The organism is Bacteroidales bacterium (assembly GCA_035647615.1).
Taxonomy (GTDB): Bacteria; Bacteroidota; Bacteroidia; order Bacteroidales; family 4484-276; genus SABY01.
Window position 1 is genome coordinate 64355 of sequence record DASRND010000007.1, and the last position, 24679, is coordinate 89033.

General features: G+C 46.7%; 26 protein-coding genes. 4 read left to right on the forward strand and 22 right to left on the reverse strand.

What is annotated here, in order from left to right; all coding sequences use genetic code 11:
• Nucleotides 1–6 precede the first annotated feature (6 nt).
• The 14 genes from VFC92_03165 to VFC92_03230 form a co-directional block, all read right to left on the reverse strand.
• The gene (locus VFC92_03165; GenBank protein ID HZK07179.1) at nucleotides 7–195 is read right to left on the reverse strand and encodes a ferredoxin; all 189 of its coding nucleotides are present in this window, start codon (nucleotides 193–195) and stop codon (nucleotides 7–9) included.
• A 19-nt stretch (nucleotides 196–214) separates the two neighbouring features.
• Nucleotides 215–943 carry an iron-sulfur cluster repair di-iron protein gene (gene ric, locus VFC92_03170; protein ID HZK07180.1) on the reverse strand — a complete coding sequence of 243 codons (729 nt, stop codon included), beginning with the start codon at nucleotides 941–943 and terminating at the stop codon, nucleotides 215–217.
• 133 nt (nucleotides 944–1076) lie between these two features.
• On the reverse strand, nucleotides 1077–1523 hold the full coding sequence (locus tag VFC92_03175) for an Rrf2 family transcriptional regulator (GenBank protein HZK07181.1): 447 nt from the start codon (nucleotides 1521–1523) through the stop codon (nucleotides 1077–1079).
• Between the two features lie 241 nt (nucleotides 1524–1764).
• The gene (locus tag VFC92_03180) at nucleotides 1765–2769 is read right to left on the reverse strand and encodes a T9SS type A sorting domain-containing protein (protein HZK07182.1); all 1005 of its coding nucleotides are present in this window, start codon (nucleotides 2767–2769) and stop codon (nucleotides 1765–1767) included.
• Nucleotides 2770–3774 (reverse strand): DUF4465 domain-containing protein, encoded by a 1005-nt coding sequence (locus VFC92_03185; GenBank protein HZK07183.1) that lies wholly within the window; start codon nucleotides 3772–3774, stop codon nucleotides 2770–2772. It abuts the gene before it with no gap.
• Between the two features lie 177 nt (nucleotides 3775–3951).
• A complete protein-coding gene (gene mgtE / locus VFC92_03190; protein HZK07184.1) occupies nucleotides 3952–5292 on the reverse strand; it encodes a magnesium transporter in 1341 nt (446 codons plus the stop codon).
• Between the two features lie 164 nt (nucleotides 5293–5456).
• Nucleotides 5457–6584: a sialidase family protein gene (locus tag VFC92_03195; GenBank protein ID HZK07185.1), complete on the reverse strand. Its 1128-nt coding sequence runs from the start codon at nucleotides 6582–6584 to the stop codon at nucleotides 5457–5459.
• A 91-nt stretch (nucleotides 6585–6675) separates the two neighbouring features.
• Nucleotides 6676–8382 (reverse strand): amidohydrolase, encoded by a 1707-nt coding sequence (locus VFC92_03200; protein HZK07186.1) that lies wholly within the window; start codon nucleotides 8380–8382, stop codon nucleotides 6676–6678.
• Nucleotides 8383–8501: 119 nt separating this feature from the next.
• The gene (locus VFC92_03205; GenBank protein HZK07187.1) at nucleotides 8502–8858 is read right to left on the reverse strand and encodes a DsrE family protein; all 357 of its coding nucleotides are present in this window, start codon (nucleotides 8856–8858) and stop codon (nucleotides 8502–8504) included.
• A 353-nt stretch (nucleotides 8859–9211) separates the two neighbouring features.
• Entirely contained in the window at nucleotides 9212–9766 is a 555-nt protein-coding gene (locus VFC92_03210; GenBank protein ID HZK07188.1) for a hypothetical protein, read from the reverse strand.
• A 100-nt stretch (nucleotides 9767–9866) separates the two neighbouring features.
• The gene (locus tag VFC92_03215) at nucleotides 9867–11036 is read right to left on the reverse strand and encodes a glycoside hydrolase family 27 protein (protein HZK07189.1); all 1170 of its coding nucleotides are present in this window, start codon (nucleotides 11034–11036) and stop codon (nucleotides 9867–9869) included.
• A 22-nt stretch (nucleotides 11037–11058) separates the two neighbouring features.
• Nucleotides 11059–12876: an FAD/NAD(P)-binding protein gene (locus VFC92_03220; protein HZK07190.1), complete on the reverse strand. Its 1818-nt coding sequence runs from the start codon at nucleotides 12874–12876 to the stop codon at nucleotides 11059–11061.
• A gap of 165 nt (nucleotides 12877–13041) precedes the next feature.
• Complete coding sequence (locus VFC92_03225) at nucleotides 13042–13485, reverse strand: nucleoside deaminase (protein HZK07191.1); 444 nt, start codon at nucleotides 13483–13485, stop codon at nucleotides 13042–13044.
• A 166-nt stretch (nucleotides 13486–13651) separates the two neighbouring features.
• Nucleotides 13652–15088 carry a sodium:solute symporter family protein gene (locus VFC92_03230; GenBank protein HZK07192.1) on the reverse strand — a complete coding sequence of 479 codons (1437 nt, stop codon included), beginning with the start codon at nucleotides 15086–15088 and terminating at the stop codon, nucleotides 13652–13654.
• A 277-nt stretch (nucleotides 15089–15365) separates the two neighbouring features.
• Between VFC92_03230 and VFC92_03235 the strand changes: the two genes are divergently transcribed.
• The gene (locus VFC92_03235) at nucleotides 15366–15866 is read left to right on the forward strand and encodes a ferritin (protein ID HZK07193.1); all 501 of its coding nucleotides are present in this window, start codon (nucleotides 15366–15368) and stop codon (nucleotides 15864–15866) included.
• Nucleotides 15867–15920: 54 nt separating this feature from the next.
• Here the strand turns inward: VFC92_03235 and VFC92_03240 are convergent, their stop codons facing one another.
• On the reverse strand, nucleotides 15921–16490 hold the full coding sequence (locus VFC92_03240; GenBank protein HZK07194.1) for a DUF3109 family protein: 570 nt from the start codon (nucleotides 16488–16490) through the stop codon (nucleotides 15921–15923).
• A gap of 231 nt (nucleotides 16491–16721) precedes the next feature.
• Between VFC92_03240 and thpR the strand changes: the two genes are divergently transcribed.
• The gene (gene thpR, locus VFC92_03245) at nucleotides 16722–17285 is read left to right on the forward strand and encodes an RNA 2',3'-cyclic phosphodiesterase (protein ID HZK07195.1); all 564 of its coding nucleotides are present in this window, start codon (nucleotides 16722–16724) and stop codon (nucleotides 17283–17285) included.
• A gap of 289 nt (nucleotides 17286–17574) precedes the next feature.
• Here the strand turns inward: thpR and VFC92_03250 are convergent, their stop codons facing one another.
• Nucleotides 17575–18549, reverse strand: coding sequence for a polyprenyl synthetase family protein (locus VFC92_03250; GenBank protein HZK07196.1), 975 nt, complete (start codon nucleotides 18547–18549; stop codon nucleotides 17575–17577).
• Nucleotides 18550–18678: 129 nt separating this feature from the next.
• On the opposite strand from VFC92_03250, the gene VFC92_03255 reads away from it, so the two are divergent.
• Nucleotides 18679–19458, forward strand: a complete 780-nt coding sequence (locus tag VFC92_03255; GenBank protein ID HZK07197.1) for a radical SAM protein — start codon at nucleotides 18679–18681, stop codon at nucleotides 19456–19458.
• Between the two features lie 32 nt (nucleotides 19459–19490).
• Nucleotides 19491–19898, forward strand: coding sequence for a hypothetical protein (locus VFC92_03260; GenBank protein HZK07198.1), 408 nt, complete (start codon nucleotides 19491–19493; stop codon nucleotides 19896–19898).
• A gap of 19 nt (nucleotides 19899–19917) precedes the next feature.
• Here the strand turns inward: VFC92_03260 and VFC92_03265 are convergent, their stop codons facing one another.
• From VFC92_03265 to dacB, 6 genes are all read right to left on the reverse strand, one after another.
• Nucleotides 19918–20565 carry a hypothetical protein gene (locus VFC92_03265; GenBank protein HZK07199.1) on the reverse strand — a complete coding sequence of 216 codons (648 nt, stop codon included), beginning with the start codon at nucleotides 20563–20565 and terminating at the stop codon, nucleotides 19918–19920.
• Between the two features lie 176 nt (nucleotides 20566–20741).
• Nucleotides 20742–21326, reverse strand: a complete 585-nt coding sequence (locus VFC92_03270) for an HD domain-containing protein (GenBank protein ID HZK07200.1) — start codon at nucleotides 21324–21326, stop codon at nucleotides 20742–20744.
• Between the two features lie 52 nt (nucleotides 21327–21378).
• Nucleotides 21379–21825, reverse strand: a complete 447-nt coding sequence (locus VFC92_03275; GenBank protein HZK07201.1) for a hypothetical protein — start codon at nucleotides 21823–21825, stop codon at nucleotides 21379–21381.
• 20 nt (nucleotides 21826–21845) lie between these two features.
• Nucleotides 21846–22274, reverse strand: a complete 429-nt coding sequence (locus VFC92_03280; protein HZK07202.1) for a hypothetical protein — start codon at nucleotides 22272–22274, stop codon at nucleotides 21846–21848.
• A gap of 176 nt (nucleotides 22275–22450) precedes the next feature.
• Nucleotides 22451–23002 carry a hypothetical protein gene (locus VFC92_03285; protein ID HZK07203.1) on the reverse strand — a complete coding sequence of 184 codons (552 nt, stop codon included), beginning with the start codon at nucleotides 23000–23002 and terminating at the stop codon, nucleotides 22451–22453.
• Nucleotides 23003–23083: 81 nt separating this feature from the next.
• Entirely contained in the window at nucleotides 23084–24571 is a 1488-nt protein-coding gene (gene dacB / locus VFC92_03290) for a D-alanyl-D-alanine carboxypeptidase/D-alanyl-D-alanine-endopeptidase (protein ID HZK07204.1), read from the reverse strand.
• Nucleotides 24572–24679: the final 108 nt, after the last annotated feature.

The following is a 24679-nucleotide window of genomic DNA, read 5'->3' on the forward strand; positions in this document are numbered from 1 at the left end:
TGGTTTCTATTCATATTTGATGACCTCTACCGGGCAGCTCTCGGCGGCTTCGATAATTTCATCCTCGTGCGGACCAAAGTCGGCACCTTCGATTACTGTTGCTTCGTCTTCCACTACAAATACTTCGGGGCAGATGCTCTCGCAAAGCCCACAGGCTGTACAACCTTCTTCGATCCATACTTTTTTAATTGCCATTTTATTTATGTTTTTAAAGTTAGTTAATAATAAATTCATTTTCAAGTTCGATAGCTTTGGGAAACAGGATATTATTTTCGAGATGGATGTGCAGATGCAGATCATCTTCAAATTCCTTGAGCAGTGCATACGTTACCTTGTAGGTATTGCAGCCATCCGGCGGCACAGTGTAGTTGTTGCTCAGCGTCGAAATTTTCTTAAACCTGTCGCCTTCCGTGTCGTGCTCATGCATCATATTTTGAATGGGATTTTGCACCTTCCCAAACGGAGCCTGTGGCAAGGGTTGTCCGGCCGACTTAGCGCGCACCATCTTACCTATAAACGGGAAAAGCATCAGCTCCTCTTTTTTCATGTGCATGGCCAACTCGCCGACAGAAATGTCGAATTCTTTTTTTATTTCAAATAATTCGGGATGCCGGTCGCCATGCGCCTGACACACTTTTTCGAGGTATTGCTTCAAAATTGGCGATTTTTCTTCTACATACCGGTGGTGTTTTTTCTGTATGTAATCGGCCAGCAGGTCGAGCGGCCACGATTTGAAATCGACCGAGGTGCCCTGTTGATTGTTGATAATCGCGGCCAGTTTACCGGCAACCTCATCGGTATTTACCGACTTTTGCCGGCAGGCTTCGTCCACGGTTATGTTGCCACCGCAGCAAAAGTCGATGCCAAAAGATTCGAAAACGGCTGCTGCACGATAATCCCCGGCAACTATTTCTCCAATTGTTTTTTCTTTGATATCATTCATGTTTTACAAAGTTATTTAAGAGTAACAAATTCAATATTTAAAAAGTTTAAAACCGAAAACAAACAGGCAAACAATTTTACCAACTCCATGCCTATGTTATAAACGTGCGCATGGAGGTATTTTACCTGGGTTATCATAGCACGCTTTTTCTTTTTAGATAAGTTTCGCCTTTACTTATTCCCTCTGCTAATTCGAGGATTGTGGTGGTTTCGAGCATCTGCTTCAGATCGTTTCTGATCTTTGCAAACTTATGATGCACAGGGCACGGCTGGATTTCAGAACACTCCTCCAGACCCAGTCCACATCCTTTGTAGATTTCGTCGCCATCGATGGCGGAAACAATCTGACTCAGTTTGAGGGTATTCAATTTGGCGGGATCAATTTCGAAACCGCCGGCAGAACCGCGCACCGAATCGATCACGTTTGCCTTTACCAGAATTTGTAAAATTTTCGCCGTAAAGGCTTCCGGCGCATTAGATGCGCTGGCGATATCTTTTAAACTCACACGCCTGGCCTCTTTGGATTGCACGGCAATGTAAATCACCGCTTTTATCCCGTATTCGCAAGCTCTGGAAAACATCCTTTTTTAGTTTTTACTAAATGATTTGACAAGGCAAAGATAGATAACTTTTTTATATCGGACAATATTATCCGATTTAAAAGCATAAAGAATATTAAAATAGCGGAAGTTCTCAAAAAGTGCATTCTAGCGCACTTTTTATTGTTTGCTATCCGACACAACGATATCAGGATTTATAGTATAAAGAGGAGCCGTTTCGTGCAAACCCAAACTCCGGCTATGAATTTTGTGAAAAGATGAATTAGTTATTTACGATTATCTTTTTAGTTATCTTCGTGTCGGTGGTTTGCAGCGTAAGGAGATAAATGCCGCTTTTGAGATGAAAGTTTTTGAGTGCGAAAGATTGCTTTCCGCAACTTTGGTGGCCCTCTGAAACGATACATAGTTCTTTTCCAGCCACATCAAAAACAGCAATTTGTACCACGGAGGGTTCATTGAGATAATACGCAAGCACCGTGTGTTGGGTAACAGGATTGGGGAAGATATTTATGGATGAAATTACTGCCGGAAAGTTTTGGAATCCGGCACCAGCCTGATGGATAACACCAACAGCATCCAAATCGAAACCTCCGGAAGCAAAAGGAGTATTCCACGGATCGTTGATTTTGTTGCCGTATTGGTCGTAGCTGGCGTACTCGTTTTGGATACATCCGACCACATCGATAATTTTGACGTGGGTAATGTGCATTACATCCAGTCCACTTTGGCCGGATAGTTCCTGCAAATCAAACGGCGTCCCGAACAAAGCCCTGTATTTGCCGGCAAGGTTGTCGATTTTTGAGGCATCCACCGAACCAAAGCTTTCTATCTGAACGGTATCCTGCGTGTAAGAAGTGGCCGGAAAACGATAATAATTCACGCCATCGGAACTCACTTCCACAAAAGCCAATTCCAGAAAGGTATCATCAAATGCGTTTTCAAAAACGGCAAAATCCCATCCGGGACCATTGGATATCGGATTTTCAAAGGTGAGAATTGCGGAGCCTCCATCGCCTAAAGAAACCACTCCGCTGGCACCAGCAATTCCTAAAGCCATGGAACTGTCGCCTAAGGAGGCAAATCCAAGACCCGGATTTGAAATGTCCTGGTAGCCTCTTTCAACCGTGCACCCCGTGGCCCAGGCAACAAAAACAGAACTATCACCGGCAATAGCAGTGGTACCCAATTGCCCCGCAGGTGGAGCAAATTGGGCAAAACCACTTAAACCCATTAATGATATTAAAAAAGAGAGCGTGAAATTTTGCATTTATTCCTTGATCAGTTTCCTAACAATGGAGGTGCGATCTCCGCTGATGGTAACAAAATAAACACCGCCGGGATATTCATTCAGATTAAATGCAATACGTCGGGGTGAGTCTGTTGCCTTATCAATTAGTACTTGTCCGTTGATGTTGGAAAGTTTCACATGCAGATTCTTATCGGTGAGTTGCGACAAATCCACGTTTACAATCTCCGCCACCGGGTTAGGATAAATTGAAACAATGGAGTTTTCTGCAACAATATTTGGAACCGATACGCCCGCATCCGCAGTTGTGAAGTTATCAATACAAAAGAAAGTGGGCGTATTAATCCCATAAGGTCCTGCATCGCTGGAAGAAATCACAAATTTCAAGCTATCCACATTTCCAAGTGGAGATAAGTCGACCCATTGCCAGGTTTTTAAAATATAGTCCTGGTCGTTGTTTTCGAAGCGATAATCGGCAAGATAAAACTCAACGCTGTCGTCGGTCATCGCACCTCCGTACCATTTGCGAATAGTGAGTTTAAACCAATCAGGGTCATTGCCGGTGGAGCCGCCAAATGCTTTGGCGTAGCCATCGCCATCTCTCATGCTTATTGCTGCAAAAGTCCCGTTGGTGATGTAACATCCCAGCATTGTCCGTCCAATGGCTGCTTCGTTAAAATTAATAACTGACCCCTGCTGTCCGACCAAATAATTAGGCGAATTGTCGTAGCCAATAGCCGGCCTTGCGCTGTACATATTGGTAAAACCTTCGGTGGTGCTATCCTGCATATTGCTGTATGCCCAGCCACTTGCCCAATAACCGCCATATTCTGTTTCGTAATAATTGGGGAAGATGGCATTGCCACTGGTAAACGATGTTCCATGTGGTGTATCCGCACCATCCCAATACGAATCAGGCGCAAGGGTAAGGTTTTCAAATGTAGAAATGGTTTGTGCGTCAACCGAAAAGCTTTGCGCAACAAAGATCAATGCTGCTACTAATAATGCGTGTAAATTGTGTTTCATTAAAATTTATTTGAACTGTTACTGATTTAAAGTCATCGAGCTAATTTTGACGGCAAAGTTCGCCAACTCATTCGTGACATTCCCAGAACAAGTCCTTACAACTTAAAATCTGAAACGTAAGTTTATGAGAATTTTTGTGGCGTTACCACTCACTTTTTGCGCTACGGGTTTTGCAAATCAAGGAAGCAGAAGCCAGCTTGCAACGGAAAAGTAAATCAACACTCCGCTGATGTCGGCGATGGAGGTAATCAATGGCGCACTCGCTGTGGCAGGGTCCAATTTTAACTTTGTAAAGATAAAGGGCAACAGAAGGCCAAGCAGACTTCCGTTCACAACCGTCAAAACCATCGTAATGGCTACCACATAAATTATTTCGGGCGCTCTAAAACTGGCGACAGCGGAAACGGCTACCGCCATAGTAATACCAAGCAGCAAAGCAACGAGTGCTTCTTTGCCAATAAGCTTGTACCAATCGGATATTTTTACATCTCCGATAGCTAATGAGCGAATCATAAGGGTAGCCGACTGAGAGCCGGCATTGCCGCCGCTGTCGATGAGCAGGGGCAGAAAGAAAACCAACGAAACTACCGTCTGAATTACATGTTCGAAATGTGATAAAACCGCTCCCGAAAATACATTCATAAATACCAAAGCCACCAGCCAAACGATCCGGTTTTTGTACAAAGAGCCTATTCGCTCCGTTAATGGGTTGGCTATCGCACTCTGAAACGCACCAAATTTATGGAAGTCTTCCGTTGATTCTTCTTCCACAACGTCCAACATATCGTCCACCGAAACAATGCCTATCAGCACGCCCTCGTCATTGACTACGGGCAGCGCCACTCGGTCGTAATCCTGGAATGTTTTAATAGCAGTTTCCTGGTCCTCCATGGCATTGAGCGCAACAAACCGGCGGTCCATCAGCTCTTCGATTTTCTGCTGCGGAGAAGCCAAAATCAACTCTTTGATCCGGATGTCATCAACCAGTTTCCATCCGTCGTCGACAATATAGATAACGTTGAGCGTCTCCGAATCCCTGCCGTATTTACGGATGTGCGCAAAGGTTTGCTCGACTGTATCCTGGGGTTTAACGGCAACATATTCAGGAGTCATCAACCGGCCGATACTATCCTCGGGATATCCTAACAACTGAATGGCTATGCGACGCTCTTCGGGCGAAAGGACCTGAATAAGTTGCTGGGTAACCTGCCCGGGTAATTCCTCGAAAAACGCGGTTCTGTCATCCGGCTCCAGGTCGTTAAGCAAATCCGACAGCTCCTGAGTATTTTGCGACAGCCCCTCTATGATCTGCTCCTGATTTTCGTAGGAAAGTAGCTGGAAAACTTCCTTAGCCTGCGTCCTGTTGAGTAATCTAAAGAGAATTATCTGATCACTTTCGGATGACTCTTCAATGAGATCTGTAATTTGAATTGAATCGTATTCATTCAATGAACTCTTTAGCAATATCCACCTCTTATTTTTGATAAGCTCAGGGAATTTATCTTTGAAATCATCCATTTCATTGTCTCCTATTTTCTAACCCGAAAAAGTATTTTTTACACCTTATTATCGCTTTGTTTTAAATTCAACATCCCATCCACCGGCTCGCGCGTTTCTTACCACCTCCTGCAATTCTTCCGGTACGCTGTTTTTAGTTGGCTGTGAATTATTTTTATAATTTTCTAATGTTCCTGAATTTCATTGTATTCATCCTTACCATCGGTAAGCCATTCCAACGAAATCCGGACAAACGTATTTTCCTGATAATTATCTTTTTCAAAGAATAAACCAATATCGCCATTGGAAAGAACAGTCAGGGAAGAATAAGCAGAACCTCTTTCATAAATGGTTTTGCCTACCGTCCAGGTCTTGCCTTCGTCGTAACTAATTCTCAGAGTCATATTTACGCGATCGTCGGTGGATTTTGCATTTGCAAATAGCAGCCTGTTTTTGTCGGCACCATCATCGGTGCTGGTGTAGCGGATGATGCTTGCATTACAGCCCGGATCGATGAGCGCCGAATCAGCTGCAGAGTACCAGGTAGCACCCTGGTCTGTTGATGTATGAACGTATCGGGTTCCTGAACCATTTACGCGGCTATTGATCATCCAGATGCCGTCGGCCAATTCGACCATTTTGGATTCGTCACCCGGCACAATTGACTTGCTGAAGAGCTGCCAGCTTTCACCATGGTCGTCACTGCCAAAAAGATGAAGCCCGTTTTCGAGATTCACAAGCGTGTGCAGCAGCTTCCCCGAACGGGTTTGGATGCCTCTGCCGGAAGTGATAAATTTAAAATCGTTGTGCCATTCGGGTTTAGAGATTTGTGAAGTAATATCAACAGACTCGCTCCAGGTTTTTCCGTTATCACGGCTTTGGGTAACCCGAAAATAATAGACGTCTTTTTCATTTTCTACATCCATGTAATTAAAAAACAAGAAAATGGTTCCCGTAACACGATCCACAATCATCGAAGGGTCGGAGGCAGACTGGCCTGCGGGATAATCGACAATGGTTTCGATGTCGGACCAGGACGCTCCGTTGTCGGCGCTGCGCCGCATCACAATGTTTATGTCATCATTCCATTTCAGGTCGCCACAGGAAGGAACGCGCTCATCAATAGCCACCACCACATCTCCGTTGGGAGCCGTAACTATGGCCGGTATCCGGTAACAGGCCACGCCGGGCTTTGCGTTTGAATCGAATAAATTTACAAATTTCAGGCTATCCTGCTGAGCTATTAGTTCGGCACTTTTTGATAAACTAAAAATGAAACCCAGGCAGATTAACACAAGGAATTTGTTTTTCATCTGAAATGTATTTTTAAAAAACTATTTCCTTTCTCATCCCACCCGCCCTCTTTCTTGAGCAGGTTAAGGGTAGGATAAAAAAGTGAAGTTGCTAAAATTTATAAATGGTGCTTCCCTCTTTGATGGTCTCCATCACCTGAATGTTGACGATTTCCTCAGGCGGAATTTTCAATGGATTTTTATCAAGAATCACCAGATCGGCTAATTTTCCGACTTCTAAAGTTCCCTTGCTCTCCTCCTCAAAATATTGATATGCCGACCATTCGGTGAGAGTTTTGAGCGCTATGTAGGGCGAGATGCGTTGATCCGGGCCTATTATATCTCCCGAACGGCTTGTGCGGTTGACGGCGGTATGCAAAATCATTATCGAGCTGGCTGTGGCTACGGGGGCATCGTGATGTTCCGTAAAAATCATACCCCGATTGAGTGCCGAAACAGCAGGCGAAATGCGATAGGCGCGCTCTTTACCCAAGGTTTGGTCGCGGTGCCAGTCGCCCCAATAATAGGTGTGCATACCAAAAAAAGAAGGCATGATTCCTAATACTTTCATCGAATCGAGTTGATCTTCCCGCACGGTCTGGGCATGGATCATCACCGTGCGCCGGTCGTCGTTTCCGTAATTGTTGGCGGCATGGCGAACAGCGTGAATAAACTGATCGCTTGAAGCATCGCCGTTGGTGTGCGCCAGTAGTTGCCAGTTGTATTTGAAAGCGGTATCTGCCAAAGCAAACACCAAATTTTCGTCTTCGTAAGCCGGATAGCCTCTGTAATCTTTGCTTTCGCCGGCCGGAGGAACTTTGTATGGCTCCGTAAGCCAGGCGGTTTTGCCTTGTGGCGATCCGTCGAGGCACAATTTTACACCTGCCACCCGATAATGATTGGAATAAGTGCTGCTCACGCCATGGTTTTTCATGTACTCCATTTCAGCCTCCAAATCGACATACGCAGCAACATCCAGAAACAGCTCATCTTTTTCGCTGAGGGCTTTCCAGGTTTCCACCACCGATTTTGTAGCGCGTCCCTCCTGTGCGGTGGTAAAGCCAAAGGCAGCGTAATTTTTTAATCCGGCTTTGGCAATAGCTTCGTTGGATTCCGGATCGAAATTTTTCAGGAAATTATATGCCGCATTAAAAAACGCAATCTCTTCCAAAACACCATCCGGCTGCTGGCTTCCGGCTATCCGTCTTATCACCCCGCCGACAGGATTGGGTGTGCCTGCATTGATATTGGCCATCTCCAGCCCTTTGTGATTCATCACGCCCAAATGCGTGGACTGATGAATCAATAGCACCGGAAACTCTGTGCTAATCTTATCCAGCTCATCAGCCAAAGGATGACGATGCTCGGCCAACTGTGCGTCGTCGTAGCCAAAGCCAACGATCCAACCCACTTTTCCAATGGCTTTCGGATTATCGTCAGCCCACGCTTTGGCCACCTCGATGAGTGCAGGAATGGAATTTCCTTCGCCATCGGGGGCAGGCAAAAGATTAGCTGCCAGCGACTGCAAGCCGGAAATCCACAGATGACTGTGAGGATCGATAAAACCAGGCAACAGCGTGCGCTGATTTAAATCGACAAGTACAGTCGAATCCCCTTTTAGTTTCATCGTCTCCGATTTGGTGCCAACGTAAAGGATTTTGCCATCCTTTGTTGCCATAGCTTCCATGTACTCGGGCGTTTCGCCACGCATGGTCAGGATGTCGCCTCCGTAATAAATAGCATCTGCTGAATCTTTAGGAGTTTGCTGACAAGCAAAAAACAGGCTTGCAATTGCAATTAATAAAAACACTTTTTTCATACGCTCTGAAAGTTTATTGATTGATGCTTTACGAATGTTGATGATAATGATTGTAGTTTACGAATGGATTAGTTTTTCAATTGTCGACGCGGACACTGCCACACAGAGACGATCTCGGGTTAAAATGTCAAGATTTTGTCGCTGTCGATCACCCAATCTGCCAATGCTGGCATGGTCGATTTTTCAGCGCCATCGAAGTAGGGATGGTTTTTATAAATGCCACAGCGCGACATGCAAGTTCCGCAAACTTGTACCGCAACACCCTGCAATATTAAGTCGCGGAGCATTTGCGACAAATCCTGGTCGTATCCTTCGGGAGGTTTACAAACATCTCTGGCCATATCCACGGAATCGTTCATGAGAAAAATCCTGACCTCGTGTCCATTTTTTCTGAGGGTCTCGGCAAGCCTGAGGCCGTTCCAGGTTACATCGGTGTTGTCGTAAGGTTCTCTGTTAAAAACAATTAATACTTTCATTGCTACTCTTTTAAGGATGATCAAATAAACCTATTTTCACTGCCGGCAAAACTATACTTTTTAGGCCAGCCAGCAACCCGAACGAGGGCTTTTGGTAGCAATGGATGGGTAACTCATTCATCATGTGGTAAAAAATGAAAAACCCGAATTCTTACGGTTGACCGTAAATTTTAGCCATAATTCTTATGGTCAACCGTAAATTTTCAGGTTTCGAAATCAAATACAACAAGGCGAAATTGGAGCCTCTTTTCTTTTGGGGTTTCTTTTTAGACGTTTCGAGGTCCTCCGGACACTCGAAAGTCTGAGGGCAGGCGGCAACTTTCTATCGTCCGACGAAGGAGGACATAGAAACGTTAAAAGTCAAATAAAGCTTCAACCAGATAATACTCCTTTGTTTCTGAATTCTTTTTGGTGAGTCTGCCCTTTTTATCAAGCTCGGCAATGCGCTCCTTTTCCTGATCGCTGAAGGAGATTTCGGATAACAATGCATCCAAAGAAAATTCATGGATTTCAGCTGACAGATCCAAACTAAAATAGAGGATGGTTTTTGTGTCAGGAATAATCATGTCGCCAAGGATGATGGTGTCGTCTTTTGTGATACAGTAGATGGCTATCCGGTCGTTGGAATAATCCACTTTCATCGGCACATCGCCCCGCACCCGATATAAATCACCCTTCTCGTTCTGGTATCCCCAAATTGACGACATCAGTATTCGAGTCCTTTTGTTGGCGTCGTCCTTTACAATAAGATAGTTCTCCAGATTTGGGCCTGCTTCGCCTGTTTTATGGTAAGCATCGAACACTCCATTAGAATAATCCAGGTAGGAATTAAAAACCTTAACTTGTCCAAAAGCAGAAAATGGATAAGCCAAAGCCAAAAATGAAATGAGCATTACCACGTTTTTCATACCTGTTGATTTTTTGAGTTGCTGGCGAAGGTAAGAAGTATTTCAAAAAAAAGGTTTTTCTGTTTTTTAGATATTTCGAGATTCTGCGGACGCTCGCAAGTCACTCCGTTTTTAAAACAACCACCCCATGTGCCGGGATTGTAAATTGTCGTCCCTCCCCTATTTTGCCTAGATTTTCATGAAGCCACAAATCTCTTAATTGACAATGGGTTTCTACCCCAATCATTTCGGGAGAAAGATAAAAATCAATTTCCTGCTCCCCACGATTCATCAACGCGACAGCTTTCGATTTACCATCAACGCCCAGCGGCTTAAGCCAGATTTCGAGATTATCTTGCGAAAATATCCTGGTTGCTTGCCGGTAGCCGATATCCTGACTGAGCGCTATCAATTCCTGGTTGGTAAGTATTTCTATCGTTTCCGCTGACATCGATCGCAAGTCGTTTCCGGCCAGAAGCGGCGAATTGAGCATGCACCACATCGAAAAATGCGTCTTGTCTTCGTCGTAGCTCATGCCTCTTCCTACCTGTAGCATATCCATGTCGTTGTAATGGCCCGCGGATGCATACTTATAAAGCTCCACATTCAAATCGATGATGTGTAGGATTGACGAAAACGAAGCATCTATGTCGCCGGATATGCGCCAGGAGTCGGCTTTCTTAGTAACCCATTCTCCCGGAAACTGCCACCGGCAAACATTAAAAACAATATTTGAATCCAAGCTTTTTACATGGTCGATAATCCGGACGTACTCCGTCTCTTCGTCGAGCTTCATTTGTTCGGCGCCACACCAATCGACTTTTAAGAAATCAAAGCCCCATTTATTAAAAAAGAGATGGCAATCCTGCTCCAGGTAGCCATAAAGCCCGACGCCAATTCCATTTTTATCATCATCCCAAATAGAACCACACGTGTTGCGGCCGGCATCCGAATAAATTCCGGCTTTCAGATTTTTGGAATGAATGTAATCCGCCAGCGATTTCATGCCTGACGGAAACTTGGTGCTATCGACGAAAATTTGCCCCGATAAATCGCGTCCGCCAAAATATCCGTCATCGATATTAATAAAGCGATATCCGGCATCCCAAAGCCCGGAAGTAACCAGCGCATCGGCCTGCTGGCGAATCATCGCTTCATCAATGTTGGTTCTGAAATTATTCCAACTGCTCCACCCCATAATCGGGGCTTTGGCCGATTGGCCATAAAGCGCAGCGGCCATTAAAACCAGCAGCGATAAGAATAGGATTTTGATTTGGATGATGTTTTTCATACAGTTTTTACCAAAATTGTTTTTACAAATCTGATTCCTCTTGATAAATTCGGGAAACATCCTCAATGTTGCCTTCGGCCTTACCGTTTTTTTGTAACGATTTCAGCCATGACTCGATGAAGATATGACTGGTGGCGCTGCACGCCTGAAGCCCGTATGAATAGGGTCGCAGGCCTGCGGTGTGCGTGAAAGCAATGTCGTGAATGCAGTTGTTAGGCTCACCATTCGCGTCGATTATTCTATAGCTGGCATCTACACCAACACCATCAAGTTGAAGGAAGTACTGATTGTTTTCTTTAATAATCTGTTGCTGCTCCGATTCGTCAATCTTTTCGGCGTTTTTTGAATCTGCAAATTTTACTCGTGCCGGACGTATCACACCCTCCTCCTTCAGTCGGCTGAAAGGAAAAATATCGTAGTTGACCGGCTTTTGTCCGCCACAATTGATGAACATGCCGTAGCTATAGGTTTTAACATCCTCTCCGTTGCTGACCTTTACTGTAGTAGAACCTGGTTTCTGTTTTTCAGAAATCTCTACCCTTCCTTTCACCAACGACAATTTGCCGGCATCGTTCAAAGCCAGCAACAGATTGGCCGACGGAAGCGGCATGGCTGCAATTACATTCATCAGAAAAGACCTTAATTCTTTATTAAAAAACAAATGATCCTCGGCAGGCATAAGCTCCGCATGGAAATTGAGTGCATACATCAGGTCGTCGGTGACTTCTTTCCAATGAATTGGTTTATCTTTTTTAACCGACTTTTCGGCTTTTTGCATTTCAAGGCGCATGCCTTCAAACGGATTATCATATTCATGCTGCCGGCTCATGCAGGTAATAAAATCTTTAAAAACAAAATCCGGCTCCGACATACGGCTCACCATTTCCGGCATCTTATCCTTCTCGAATGCTTTTATTAACGCGGGTTTGCAAATTTTTTCGAAATAAACATCCAACCTTAAAAAGCCATTTTTATCGATTAAATCAAAAAGGAAATCGCGTTTGAAATGGCGATAAATTTCCCGCATAGGTTCCTGCTGTTCGTATTGAAGGTGAGGCAACCACCCATGGGCGTCATGCATTATCAAACTAAACTTCTTGGTTCCAGTGCGCGGAATGTATGTCAGGCCGCCGTCGTCGGAAGCTTCGAAGACACCGTGCCTTCTCGACAGCGACGACACCACATCGAATGCGCTTAGTGACGCGCCTAAAATCCCGATTTCGAAATTAAAAATCTGATCCTTTTTGGGTAAAATTCTGGCGATGGGCCATGGGGAACAGAAATAACCCTGATCAGGTTTATCCGAATTTTCCCACCAATGGCCCGTTGAGATAACTACCGTAGATGCGGCGTAGGAGCTGCCGGCGCCATATCGAACGCTGGCTTTATTTTGTTCTGAATCGTAGGAAATATCGGTTACCTCGCTTTGCGGAAAGTCTTTAACCGTTATCCCGCCTGCCTTTATTGCATCCACAAGCACACTGTATTGCGCACCCAGATAGCTGCCCAGCGTCAACCGGCTGTAAATTCCGTACTCACTGATGTCGGCTTTTTGTATGCCAAAACCCTTCAAAATATTGTCGTCCTGCTTTTTGAGCCACTCAGCAAAGCTTTCGGTAAGTGCAGGTATTTCTTCGGAGGTGATGTTGGCCATGTTAAAATAATCGGTGGTGTGCGGGCTGTAAGGCATGCCCAACCCCATGATTTGCTCTTTTTCAAAAATGGCAATTTCATCTACGAATTGCTTAAACGCGTCGAGGTTGTCCAAAAAATGTTTTAGCAAAAATACCGTGGAAGCGCCACTTCCGATGATTGCCAGGTTTATTTTCTTTGGTTTCATAAATTAAAGAATTAAGAATTCTAAAAAGCTTTAAACCACAAATCTCCCAAATCCATTTTTGTTTTTGAACTTATTTGAAGTCACCTGCTTGGTCGCTACTTCGTTTTTGACGGTGGCAGATGATATTAGGAGATTCCCCGCTGCACTCAAGTAAAATACTTCCCCCTATCTTTTATTCTCAAAAAACTTACGGAGCAAGGCGGCGCATTGCGCTTCCATTATGCCTCCGGTAATAATCGTTTTGGGATGTGTGGGCGAAGGCTGCAAGCGCATAAATCCACGTTTGGGATCAGAAGCACCGAAGAAGATTTGTTCTATTTGCGTCCAGAAGGCGGCGCCGGCACACATCACACAAGGCTCCAGGGTTACATAAAGGCGGCATCCTTCGAGGTATTTGCTGCCCAAATAATTGCTGGCAGCCGTAAAAGCCTGCATCTCGGCATGGGCCGTTGCATCGGTAAGCTGCTCGGTGAGGTTGTGCGCCCGTGCGATGATGCGATCGTTGCACACCACCACCGCCCCTACCGGCACCTCGTCTTTGTCGTAAGCCTGCTGCGCCTCTTTCAGCGCCTCTTTCATAAAAAATTCGTGTGTGTAAAGATCGAGCATAATGGATAATTGTTAATCGTTCATGGTTCATTGCGATCCGCCGGCTGGCGGAGAAGCAATCTGTTTACTTCTTTTTTAATCGTTAATCGTTAATCCATTCGACTACACTCAGGGCAGGCAAAATGCGCAACCCGCAACCCGCAACCCGCAACCCGTAACCCGTAACTCATTTCTGCCTTCTTCTCTCTATCGTCATTCCCACCAAAAGCACTATCAGCGCCACGAGAAACCCGGGGATGAATGATGCTTTGGCTTCGAACTGCGCCGGCGCAGCAATGCCCCAGATAAAGAAACCGAGGTTTACTAGAAATCCCGACAAAATACTGTAAAGTGCAGCCATGCGCCAACGATGGACGCTTCGGTGCGTAAGGGCTGCCACCGTTACCGGAACAAAGATGACGATGGTTCCCAATCCCACCACCATCAAATCGACGATGCGTGGAAATACCAGCGCCATTATCAGTGCAATGATGCCAAACGCGATCGTCGTGAGGCGTATGCTGCGCCGCACCGTCCCGCTGCTTCTATTGTTGCCACGCCCCGACGCCACAAAGTCTTTCACGGCGGATATGGAAATAATATTTAGGAAACTATCCGCCGACGACATGAGCGCCGCAAGCAGTCCGACCACGGCAAATCCAAGCACAAATTCGGTGCTGTGGCGGTTTATGAAAAGATAGGCCACGTCGCGTGGAGCAGCATCCTGGGTAATGGTGAGACGCACCGCCATCCCTACCAAAGGAAAAATAATGTAAAACGGCAACATGCCCAGCCCCGAGATAATACTGGTACGGCGCGCGGTGGCCGGGTTGCGGGCAGCAAGCATGCGCTGCCAGATATCCATCCGAACCATTACCGAAGGCGCCAAAAACAGCGGCAATCCCACCAAAAACAAAATTCCGTAATGGGTACCGTTAAGCATCGTTGCAGGGAGTTCAACCAGCCGTTCGAGGCCATTGGTGTCGCTCCAGATACCGGGAATAAAAAGCAAAATGATCATTATCAAGATGATCATAAACTGGATCATGTCGGTGAGAATGACGCCCGAAAGCCCCGCCAATGCCGTATAAAAAATCACCACCAGACATGAGATTATAGCCGCCGGCACATAGCCGATTTCGAATGCGTAGCGCAGCAATGAAGCCATGCCCACAAACTGCGCCGCCAGCAGAAAAAAGAAGATGAAAATATTGACGCCGCTCACCACCGCCGCAAACATACGCGCATGTCGTCGGTGGCCGCTGTCGGTGTAGTGAAGATTGAGATATCCCGGCAAAGAGTAAATCGATTTTTTGGAACCCTCGGCATTTATTTTTCCGGCAAACCGAAATAAAATAAAAAATCCGATGACGTATGCTACGCCAATACCGACGGCAGCAAAACCCGACTCATAACCCATTGCCATCAATCCGATGGAGGTGCCGCCACCCACAAAAGTTGCCAGCGTGGTAAAAACCAACGGCAGCGTGCGCGTCTTGCGACTGTTTACCAGATAAGCCTCCGTATCGCCGCCACGCACATGACGCAGCGTTAGATACATCACCAGCAACAGATAAATTACAATCCAGAAATACAACCAGACCATGCGATAGATTTTTTTCAAAAATAGTTTTTTTCGCAAAGTCTGATCAACAAGGTCATCGGGAAGATGATTTTAGAAGAGATTCTCAAAACTCATCTCTACCTTTACCCAACAAGGGGTCTTCTTTTTTAGACACTTCATCAGCCCGGATAGCTTTCTCCTTCTTTCAACAACTCGACAACTTCTTATTCCAACAGCTTAACATTTCCGAACCTTCTTCCTAACAATTTTTTTAAAAACATTATCAGCCCTTAGCTGTTATTCGGTCAACAAAACATTCATTAATAAAATAATAGTTATGATCTCGAAAAATTTAGAAAAAGCCATCAACGAACAGATAAAACTCGAAGAGCAGTCTTCACGCATTTACATGGCCATGGCCTCGTGGTGCGAGGTAAATGGCCTGCCCGGAGCAGCAGCATTTCTTTACGCAGCCAGCGACGAAGAACGCGAGCATATGCTCAAGCTTGTGCATTTCCTCAACGATCGTGGTGGCCATGCGCAGCTTCTGAAGCTCGAGGAGCCCAGCCACACCTGGAACTCTCTCGAAGAACTCTTCAAAAGCGTGCTCGACCACGAACGCTACGTTACCAGCAAAATCAACAACCTGGTGGATATGTGTCTGACCGAAAAAGACCACACCACCAATAGTTTTCTGCAATGGTTCGTCACCGAACAAATTGAAGAAGAAAGCCTGTCGCAGGAAATCGTCGACAAGATAAAGCTGGTTGGCGATAGCAAAAACGGCAACTTCCACCTCGATATGTTCCTCAATGGACTGGCCGCAGCTCAAGTGTAATAAAATTGTTTGTGTTATTTAATTGAAAAAGGACGACCATGAGTCGTCCTTTTTTTATTCTTTCCCACCGGCTTCAAATTCTTTTACCAGCGCGTCGTACCACTTTTTACCATAATTCCGCGTGAGCGCTTCTTTCAGGAAAACATAAAGCGGCACGCCGTTGCGTCGCCCATGCACCAGCGCCGGACGACAGATATGCCATTCCTGGTAGTTCACCGCTTCGAAGGTTTCGTAGTTGGTGATGCGCACCGGGTACAAATGACACGAGATCGGCTTGCGAAATGAAATTTTCTTTTGCTCCCAGGTGCGTTCGATGGCGCACCAGGCAATGCCGTCGGTAAAGTTGACAAAAGCACATTCGCGCCCGTTCACCAAAGGCGTTACAAACTGCGCCGACATATCGTATTCATACACCCCGACCTCCTCTATTACACGCAAACCTTCCGGGCGCATGTTGGCTTTCACCTCATCCAGGCAATCTTCGAGCAGTCCTATCTCTTCGTCGAGCAAAGGAGCGCCTGCGTCACCTTCCACACAACAGATCCCCTTGCATTTCTTGATGTTGCAAACAAACTGCACACGGCGCAGATCGTCAGAAACGGTGGTTTTATCCAGTACTATCATGCTGCAAATTTATCCAATTTACTGACGCATTCGATATTACAAATGTTGGCTTGTGGAGATATCGAAAGTCACACCGTGAATAGCGCCAAACCCTGGAACAAAATCTCAGCAAACTGTTTTATTCTAAAGCAGAATTAACGGTGTGACTGTGGAGGGAAATGCTATTGTGCAGAGCATCGAAATATCAACAACCAGAGGAAAACCTTATTTTTGCGCAAAGCAATTTTAGGTATGATGAAAAGAATATTTGCCGCCGTCAAAATCGCTCCTGACGCCAACTTCAGCAGCATTTACAACCAACTAAAAACCGCTTTGCATCACGACCGCATCAACTGGGTGCCGCTGCACAACATGCATCTGACGCTGAAGTTTTTTGGAGAAGTCCACGAGGAACAGATCGAAGCCATCGATGATGCGTTGCAGCACGTAGCCCGGCGACACCAATCATTTGACATAGAACTCTTCGGCACCGGCATCTTTGGCAGCAGCTACGATCCGCGCGTGGTCTGGTTTGGAATCCGCCACAGCGAAGCCATCAGCGCACTGGCCACCGATGTGCTCGATACAATGGTGCCTCTTGGCTTTCCGCGCGACCGCCAGAACTTCCGACCACATCTCACCATCGGTCGTGTTAAAAATATCACGGATAAAAAGATATTCCAACAGACAATCCGTCAACACAGCGACTCATTGATTCAGGAAGTAAAAGTGGAATCATTCGAGCTGATCGAAAGCACGCTCCGGCCACAAGGACCTGTTTACACGGTACTGGAGAGCTATCGGCTGGAAGGGTAGCAGAAAGTCTTCAGTCCACAGTTCTCAGTCCGAAATCTTAAGAATTGAGTGATTAGAAATGAGCGGTGAGCGGTAAGTTGTGAAACGACCTATTAAAATTTAGAAAACATTTAAATAGGAAAGCCTAATCTGAACCGTCAGATGCCCAAGCTTTTAAAACCCAACGAAATCTCATGGAATGTTGATTTTAAAGCACAAATCGTACAGACGCCCGAATCGGGTGTCTCTACAAAAAAAGATCTTGGGAAATTGAAATGATGAAAGAATGGGATTTGAAACTTTCCCGCCTCTATTTATTGCGCTCTACCGTAAAACGCACCAGTTGCTCAAACGACTGCCGCATGGGGGTGTCGGGAAAAGTGAAGAGTAAATCAAAAGCTTTTTGCTGGTATTCGAGCATGCGCTGCCGGGCATAGTCGATGCCACCGCTATGGTTCACTTTTTCGATTACATCATTTACCTTGTCGGGATTGTTGTTGTGACGCTTCACAACGTTGATCACCTCACGCTTTTCGCTGTTTAGGCTGTGGTTGAGCATGTAAATCAGCGGCAGCGTCATTTTCTGTTCTTTAATGTCGATACCATCTGGTTTGCCGGTGGCTTTGTCGGCGGTATAATCGAAGAGGTCGTCTTTGATCTGGAAAGCAATGCCCACGTATTCGCCGATGCGGTGCATTTTTCTAACCGTTTCGGTGTCGGCACCGGTGGATTGTGCTCCGGCAGCACAGCAGGAGGCGATGAGGGAAGCGGTTTTTTTGCGGATGATCTCGAAATAAATCTCCTCCTGAATGTCGAGGCGACGCGCCTTTTCTATCTGCATCAGCTCCCCCTCGCTCATTTCGCGGGTGGCCGACGACACGATTTTGAGCAGCTCAAATTCGTCGTGTTCGAGCGCCAGCAACAGGCCTTGCGAAAGCAGATAATCGCCCACCAGCACAGCAATTTTGTTTTTCCACAAAGCATTGATCGAGAAAAATCCGCGACGCATGTTGGAGTCGTCCACCACGTCGTCATGCACCAGAGTGGCGGTGTGGAGAAGTTCGATGAGCGAAGCCGCGCGATAGGTCGATTCGCTGATGGTACCACAGATGCCAGCCGAAAAAAACACAAACATCGGCCGCATCTGTTTGCCTTTGCGGCGGATGATGTAACGCATGATTGTGTCGAGCAACGCTACATTGCTTTTCATCGACTTGCGGAACCTTTGCTCAAAAAGTGTCAGGTGATTACTAATGGGACTTTTGATTTCTTTCAGATCAGCCATTTCATAATTTTAGCTTTCAAAAGTATAGCTTTTCATTGAGAAGCTGTTTATTTGTGATGGGAATAACATTCGGGTATCTGTTTTGTTTGTCAACAATGATAGCCGATTTTATCAAAGAAACCAGAAACCATGTCGACTTTTCTTTTTAATAAACTCATATTTGGGCCGGTGCACAGCCGACGTCTGGGCCTTTCGCTGGGCATCAATCTTTTGCCCGTCAACCGTAAAATGTGCACGTTCGATTGCATCTACTGCGAATGCGGCTTTACGCCCGACGAACAGGGTGAGCCTGCCGTGTTGCCCACCCGCAGCGAGGTAGCCGACGCACTCGAAGAGAAGCTGATAAAGATGAAAGCTGCCGGAAAAACGCCCGACAGCATCACCTTTGCCGGAAACGGTGAGCCAACTATTCACCCGGCATTTCCGGGCATTTTAGAAGACACCCTGAAGCTCCGCAGCCTGCACTTTCCGGATGCCGAAGTTACCGTACTTTCCAACTCAAGTACGCTGCACAACCCGGAGATTTTTATTGCCCTTAGCCGCGTCGACAACAACATCCTGAAACTCGACGCCGGCTTGGAAGCTACTTTTCAAAAGATCAGCAAACCACTCTCTCCGAAGCTTACCCTCGACAGCATCGTGAAAAACCTGATGCGCTTTCGCCAAAAGGTGATCATACAAACTTTGTTCGTACGTGGTGAGGTAGATGGCGAAAAAATCGACAATACAAAACCTGCCGAGCTGCATGCCTGGATGGGACACATCAAACAGATACAGCCGCGCTATGTGATGCTTTATCCCATCGACCGCTCCACACCCACCAATGGTCTGGAGGTAGTTAGCAAAGAGGATTTGTATAAAATAGCAGATATGTTGCGCGCCATGCGCATCAAATACAGCGTTTATTAATGGCTGTCCTGCTGTAAGAACCCAATGAATTGATGAAACAATTGTATGAATATGATATCAAAATCCTGCTGGCTTTAGAGCGAGCCATTGCCGGAAAGGAGGATTTTCTTTATTGGCTGCTCAACAACGGCTATCCCGAGCTGGCAGCGCTGGCCAATGCCATCCGTGGCAGCGGCGACGCCATCCGCTGGCTCATCGGCAATGGCTATAATCATTACGCTGCTTTCGATGCCGCCTCTGTCGACGACGATCGCGCCATGCAGTGGCTCCGGCAGCACCAGCTCGACTTCTACGTAATGCTGGCACAGGCCGCCCGCAACAACCAGCAAGCCATCGCCTGGTTTCGCAACCAAAAGTTGGAGATTTTTGTCCACATCGCCGAACAGATACGGCACTTTTCAGAAGGACAAACTTTTAATCATCACAAGATGCCGTTCTGATTTTTTGCAATCCTTCTATCTAATACCGGATTTTGATGCGCGAGCTGATGTTGTTGTCGAGCACGTCGGCCAGCGTGTTGGTGGTGGTAATGGTCATTTGGTCTTTGGAAACAGAGTACTTGCCTTTGCTGCTGATGTTGCGCATAGGTTTCGGTACGTGATAAATGGAGGTGATATCGATAAATTCTGCGATGGCTTTATCGGGCATCTCGTCGCCGGCTTCTTTTACAAGCAGACGCAGCCATCCGGTGGTGTTAGTGCGCACAAAATTGCTGTTTCTGGTTTTGTAAATAGCCGGCTGCCAACAGGTTTTTCGGGCACCCGCCGCAGCATACAAGGCGTGGTTTAAAGCGCGGCTGTCGACGAAGTCGAACGAAAGTTCCAGCGCACCATTGCGACCAAGCTTTCGGACGTTTACTTTGCTAATGCCCGGCTGATAGCGCAGTGTGGAAGCCACCGATCGCGCTTCCTGCTCCAGATCGTCCAGAAACGACAGATCGACAAAGCGCCCCAGCAGTGTCATCAACGGGTTGCCGCTGCCGGCATCCAGCCGCAGCGAAACACTGCCCGAGCGATCGGCATGCACCGTTACCTCTTCTACGATATTGATACAGCTCTGCAGCAGCAGGCTCACGGCAATTACTGCAACCAGCCATCTCTTTTTCAATAATTTTTGCATAAGCAAATAATCAAATTAAAAAGGAGATTAACGGTGCATGCGCACAAAGATTACCCATGGAAGAAGTTTTGCGGGAATGACAACAGTTAGTGATAGTCTGTTTGGCCTTATGATTATTAATCAAAAGTTTCTTACCACATTTCTAAAACCAACAACCTTCCACCCTACCCAATCAAATCCCCAAAAGAAACCCCACCGATAGATTCAGCTATTTGCAGCAGCTCGTCAAAGCTGGTGAGTTCTCGAGAGGGTGTGGCGTAGTAAAGCGCTTTGGCAAAATCGACAAGCGAGGCGGTGACGGGATAGCGCAGATACTTTACCTTAAGGTTGGTTTCGCTGATGCGGATGCGATCGAGGGCGTCGGCATCTTTGAGCAGCGCTGTAATTTTATAATAAGGATGTCGGGGATGGATCTCCTGGTGCGCCGAGTGGTTGGCCACCGCCACTTCGATGGCGCGCAAACCTTCGTCATCCACACCCTGCTGCGCAAAGAAATCACGGAAGAGCGGCAGCTTTGTATTAGCAGACCAGGCGCCGTGCCGGGTGCAATAGCCATCGTGCTTGCGCGCCATATCGTGGATGTAAGCCGCACACCACGCCGGCAGTATCTCGCGGTCAAGGTTCGCCTGTTGCCCGATGTTGAGCACATGCAGCATCACGCGGTAGGTGTGATTGATGCCATGCAACGTGCTCTGATGATCGAAATAGCTGCGCTGAAGTTCAAATTGCTGATGGTGGACGACGGGCATGGTTGTAATAACTTTTGATGCAAAAATAATCATTATCGCATTGCGCCCGCCGCTACTTCATTCCCCGTGCGTAAATGGCAATGATGAGTATGATAAACGATGCGATGGCGATGTTAATCCAGTCGTAAGTATGCAGCACAAATACCAGCGTGGATAGGATAGCAATTTGCGAAAGCGCAAAATACCAGATGCCGGTGCGTCGCTGCCGCCACAAAAGGACTAGCCCGAATAATGATATTGCGAAAAGCGCTACAGCTCCGGCATTGGCGGCCAACGAAAGCTCGGGTGAGATATAAATCTGCTTGTAATATTGCTGAAGGATGTTGAGGACGATGTCGCGGAAAAACAAGCCGGCCACCAGCAGCACCAGCATCAACCCGTTGTAAACAAACGAAAATATCAGTAGGATGGCCAGTCCCAGAGGCAACGATTTCCTGCGGAGTCGTTTCTTTTCCGCCTTTGGTGTTGGGCTATCTATTTGGTTGTTCTCTTTTTCCATTTTATGCAAATTTGTTTTTATTAAACAAAGAAAGGATAAAAACGATAATACAAAAAGATGAAAAGTGCCGTGATGATGCCGTCGAGGAAAGGGATGGGAAAGCCCTGGATGTAAAACAACGGCATGATGAGGATCATCACCTGCGAAGCAGTGTAGAAGTGAAAACCAACTTTGCGCAATCGCCACATCAGCGCCACCCCTATCAGAGAGAGGAAATAAAACACTGCTCCGGCCAGAAAGAAGTTGCGCCCTGCGCTAAGATACAGCTCCATGCCAGGCATAGCCAATCCCATCTCTTCGATCATGGGCATGAACTGCGAATAGGCCGAAAAGATCATGAAATAGCTGAAAGCACCCATCGAACTGCCAATGTAGCTAAGGATGCAAAGAGTGGTGAGAAGTCGGGGACGGACAGGAGCGGGTACGGGTGTTTGCAAATATTCGGTCATGCTGACAATGTGGATTAAGCCGCAAAACTACACAATTTCTGAGGTAGGTGGCAGGCCGCAGGTCGCAGTCCAGTCGGGTCTCTACAAAATGCGGGTTTTAGAATTTAGATTTTTAAAACCAGGAAATTTGAATATCGAATTTTGAAGTTTTCAGACTGAGAATTATGGGCTACCGACTACCTAAAAGCGGTAAGGTACATCCGGCGGCGCTCTACCAAATCGCCAAGCTCGATGGCCATCAGGTGGTTTACCTGCTCAGCCATCGGGAAAATGTATTTCATGGTCTGTTCGAGATAGTCGGCCATTTTTTCTTCGATCATGATGTCGAGATGCAGGTCGGTAATATTGCTGATGCGATCGGCTACTTTCAGGACTTTGGCTTCGGGCGACCCATATTTCAGAATACGTTCCAGATAACCGATTTTGCTCTCTTCAGGGGTCCGTGTCACCTCCTCCACCAGCCGCACCACCTCGTCGCCGTCCTCGTCGATCCGCCTGATCTCCTCGCGGTTGCTCAGAGGTACATCTTCAAACAAATCGTGGATCAGCGAAGCTTTTAGCAGCACATGATTGGTGTAGTGATAGTCGAGAAGGATGGCAAAAGTAGCCATCGTGTGCCTGAACTGGTTGCCGCCTACCTTGCGCGCCACGCCTATCAGCGCCGTCGCCTTCTGTATGTAAGGCGCCGAAATAAGTTGTATCAATTCATCTTTTTCGATATCTTCCATAGTCTTTGTAGTTAATTGTTGCAAATGTATCAGAAAAAAAACCACCAACGAAGTTGATTTGTTCGATGGTTCCCATTTCTTTTATTCATTCTCATAAATCCCCACCAGCAACCGCTCTATCTTCCGCTGTAACTCCATCCTGGTGCAAACAAAATTATTAACCATCACCACCACAATTTTGTTTCGGCCGGCGGCATCCGTCAGCAAGCCGGCATGGCCTGTTACACGCGACATGTTGCCCGTCTTGGCGCGCCACTTCCCTTCAATCGGTGTACCGTCGCCAAAGTAGCGCAACGTGCCTGAACGTCCGGCCAACGGAAGAGAAGTGAGAAATATATCGCCGTTTTCACTGTTAATCGCTTCGCGCAAAACAAATGCAAACTGGTGCGCGGTGATGCCGTTGGTACGCGAAAGCCCGCTGCCATCTTCCATAAACAATCCGTCGGTATCCATCCCTTTTTCTTTCCAGAACTTCTTCAGAACTTCGCAGCCCATTTTTATCTCCGGGGCTTTATCGGCACTTATCGCCAGATGGAGCAGCAAGGTCTCGGCATAAAGATTTATGCTGTTCAGGTTAAGCTCATGGATAATTTCGGTCAACGACGGCGACGCTATCTTTAGCAACACTTGCTCATTTATCGAATCCTGTTGTTGATACTCCGATCGCGCAATTCCATTCACAGCAATCCCCGACTTACCAACTGCCGCCCAAAGTTGCGTGGCCGCGACCAATGCCGGATCAGGCAAAGCACCTCTTATGGTGAACGCCTTCCGGTAAGGGGGCAACGTGCCACGGACCTCACGGATATTGGTAAGATAACTTCCGTAAATATATGCCTCATCACCGGAGCCGCCAGCCATTACGCTGTTGCGAAAAGTAATATCCGGCAGTTTCGGTGTGGTCTTAACGATCTCTGCGGCCGTGCCGGCAGCCCTGGTAGCAAAGGTGATTTCGTAACTATTATCGAGATAATTGAGGCCGCAGGGAGCAGCTCCGTAGTAGTTGCCGATATCTTCCCAAATCCAGGTGCCGGTAAGTTGCGACGATCCGAATAAAGAAGCATCGGCTACGATGTTGCCATCCACAAGCGCAATCCCGGCCTGCAAAAGAGCTGCAGCAAGCCGTTGCATCACATCGCCGTAATGCGTCGCAAAACGTGAAGAACCAAAGGTGGGATCGCCGCCACCGCGCAAAATCACATCGCCATGCAGCGTACCCGCCGAATCAATTACACCCTGATAAAGCAACTGCGTTTCGAAAGTATAGCTGGCGGCAAAAGTTTGCAATGCAGCCGCTGAGACGAGCAGTTTTTGTAGCGATGCCGGAACCAAAGTAAGGTCGGGCTGATGCTCCATCTCCACTTCTCCACTTTCTGCATCTATCACCAGCACTCCCACCGACGCATGTTGTAAGCAGGAGTTATTAATAAATTCATTTAAAAATGCCGGCTGTATTCCTGCCGCGGACTGCCCCTGTGCAGTAGATATTTCAGCGAAAGCTGCGAATAAAAACCATAACAGAAATATACCAGCAAAATGAGAGGCAGATGAGCGAATCGAGGGCTTCATGAAAGACGTATGAGTAGGTAATTAACTCTTGTTTAAAATTAAATGATCGCGGAGCAAAATACTTCTTTTTTGCTTCAACCCCGACCCCTCTCCAATTGGAGATGGGAG

Coding starts and splice junctions, on each gene's coding strand:
- VFC92_03165 (HZK07179.1), bottom strand. CDS start 195: ATGGCAATTAAAAAAGTATGGATCGAAGAAGGTTGTACAGCCTGTGGG.
- VFC92_03200 (HZK07186.1), bottom strand. CDS start 8,382: ATGAAAAAAGTGTTTTTATTAATTGCAATTGCAAGCCTGTTTTTTGCT.
- VFC92_03175 (HZK07181.1), bottom strand. CDS start 1,523: ATGTTTTCCAGAGCTTGCGAATACGGGATAAAAGCGGTGATTTACATT.
- VFC92_03180 (HZK07182.1), bottom strand. CDS start 2,769: ATGCAAAATTTCACGCTCTCTTTTTTAATATCATTAATGGGTTTAAGT.
- VFC92_03225 (HZK07191.1), bottom strand. CDS start 13,485: ATGCTCGATCTTTACACACACGAATTTTTTATGAAAGAGGCGCTGAAA.
- VFC92_03285 (HZK07203.1), bottom strand. CDS start 23,002: ATGGAAGATATCGAAAAAGATGAATTGATACAACTTATTTCGGCGCCT.
- VFC92_03280 (HZK07202.1), bottom strand. CDS start 22,274: ATGACCGAATATTTGCAAACACCCGTACCCGCTCCTGTCCGTCCCCGA.
- VFC92_03260 (HZK07198.1), top strand. CDS start 19,491: ATGAAACAATTGTATGAATATGATATCAAAATCCTGCTGGCTTTAGAG.
- VFC92_03220 (HZK07190.1), bottom strand. CDS start 12,876: ATGAAACCAAAGAAAATAAACCTGGCAATCATCGGAAGTGGCGCTTCC.
- mgtE (HZK07184.1), bottom strand. CDS start 5,292: ATGGATGATTTCAAAGATAAATTCCCTGAGCTTATCAAAAATAAGAGG.
- VFC92_03185 (HZK07183.1), bottom strand. CDS start 3,774: ATGAAACACAATTTACACGCATTATTAGTAGCAGCATTGATCTTTGTT.
- VFC92_03270 (HZK07200.1), bottom strand. CDS start 21,326: ATGCCCGTCGTCCACCATCAGCAATTTGAACTTCAGCGCAGCTATTTC.
- VFC92_03255 (HZK07197.1), top strand. CDS start 18,679: ATGTCGACTTTTCTTTTTAATAAACTCATATTTGGGCCGGTGCACAGC.
- VFC92_03210 (HZK07188.1), bottom strand. CDS start 9,766: ATGAAAAACGTGGTAATGCTCATTTCATTTTTGGCTTTGGCTTATCCA.
- thpR (HZK07195.1), top strand. CDS start 16,722: ATGATGAAAAGAATATTTGCCGCCGTCAAAATCGCTCCTGACGCCAAC.
- VFC92_03205 (HZK07187.1), bottom strand. CDS start 8,858: ATGAAAGTATTAATTGTTTTTAACAGAGAACCTTACGACAACACCGAT.
- VFC92_03250 (HZK07196.1), bottom strand. CDS start 18,549: ATGGCTGATCTGAAAGAAATCAAAAGTCCCATTAGTAATCACCTGACA.
- ric (HZK07180.1), bottom strand. CDS start 943: ATGAATGATATCAAAGAAAAAACAATTGGAGAAATAGTTGCCGGGGAT.
- VFC92_03215 (HZK07189.1), bottom strand. CDS start 11,036: ATGAAAAACATCATCCAAATCAAAATCCTATTCTTATCGCTGCTGGTT.
- VFC92_03275 (HZK07201.1), bottom strand. CDS start 21,825: ATGGAAAAAGAGAACAACCAAATAGATAGCCCAACACCAAAGGCGGAA.
- VFC92_03240 (HZK07194.1), bottom strand. CDS start 16,490: ATGATAGTACTGGATAAAACCACCGTTTCTGACGATCTGCGCCGTGTG.
- VFC92_03235 (HZK07193.1), top strand. CDS start 15,366: ATGATCTCGAAAAATTTAGAAAAAGCCATCAACGAACAGATAAAACTC.
- VFC92_03195 (HZK07185.1), bottom strand. CDS start 6,584: ATGAAAAACAAATTCCTTGTGTTAATCTGCCTGGGTTTCATTTTTAGT.
- dacB (HZK07204.1), bottom strand. CDS start 24,571: ATGAAGCCCTCGATTCGCTCATCTGCCTCTCATTTTGCTGGTATATTT.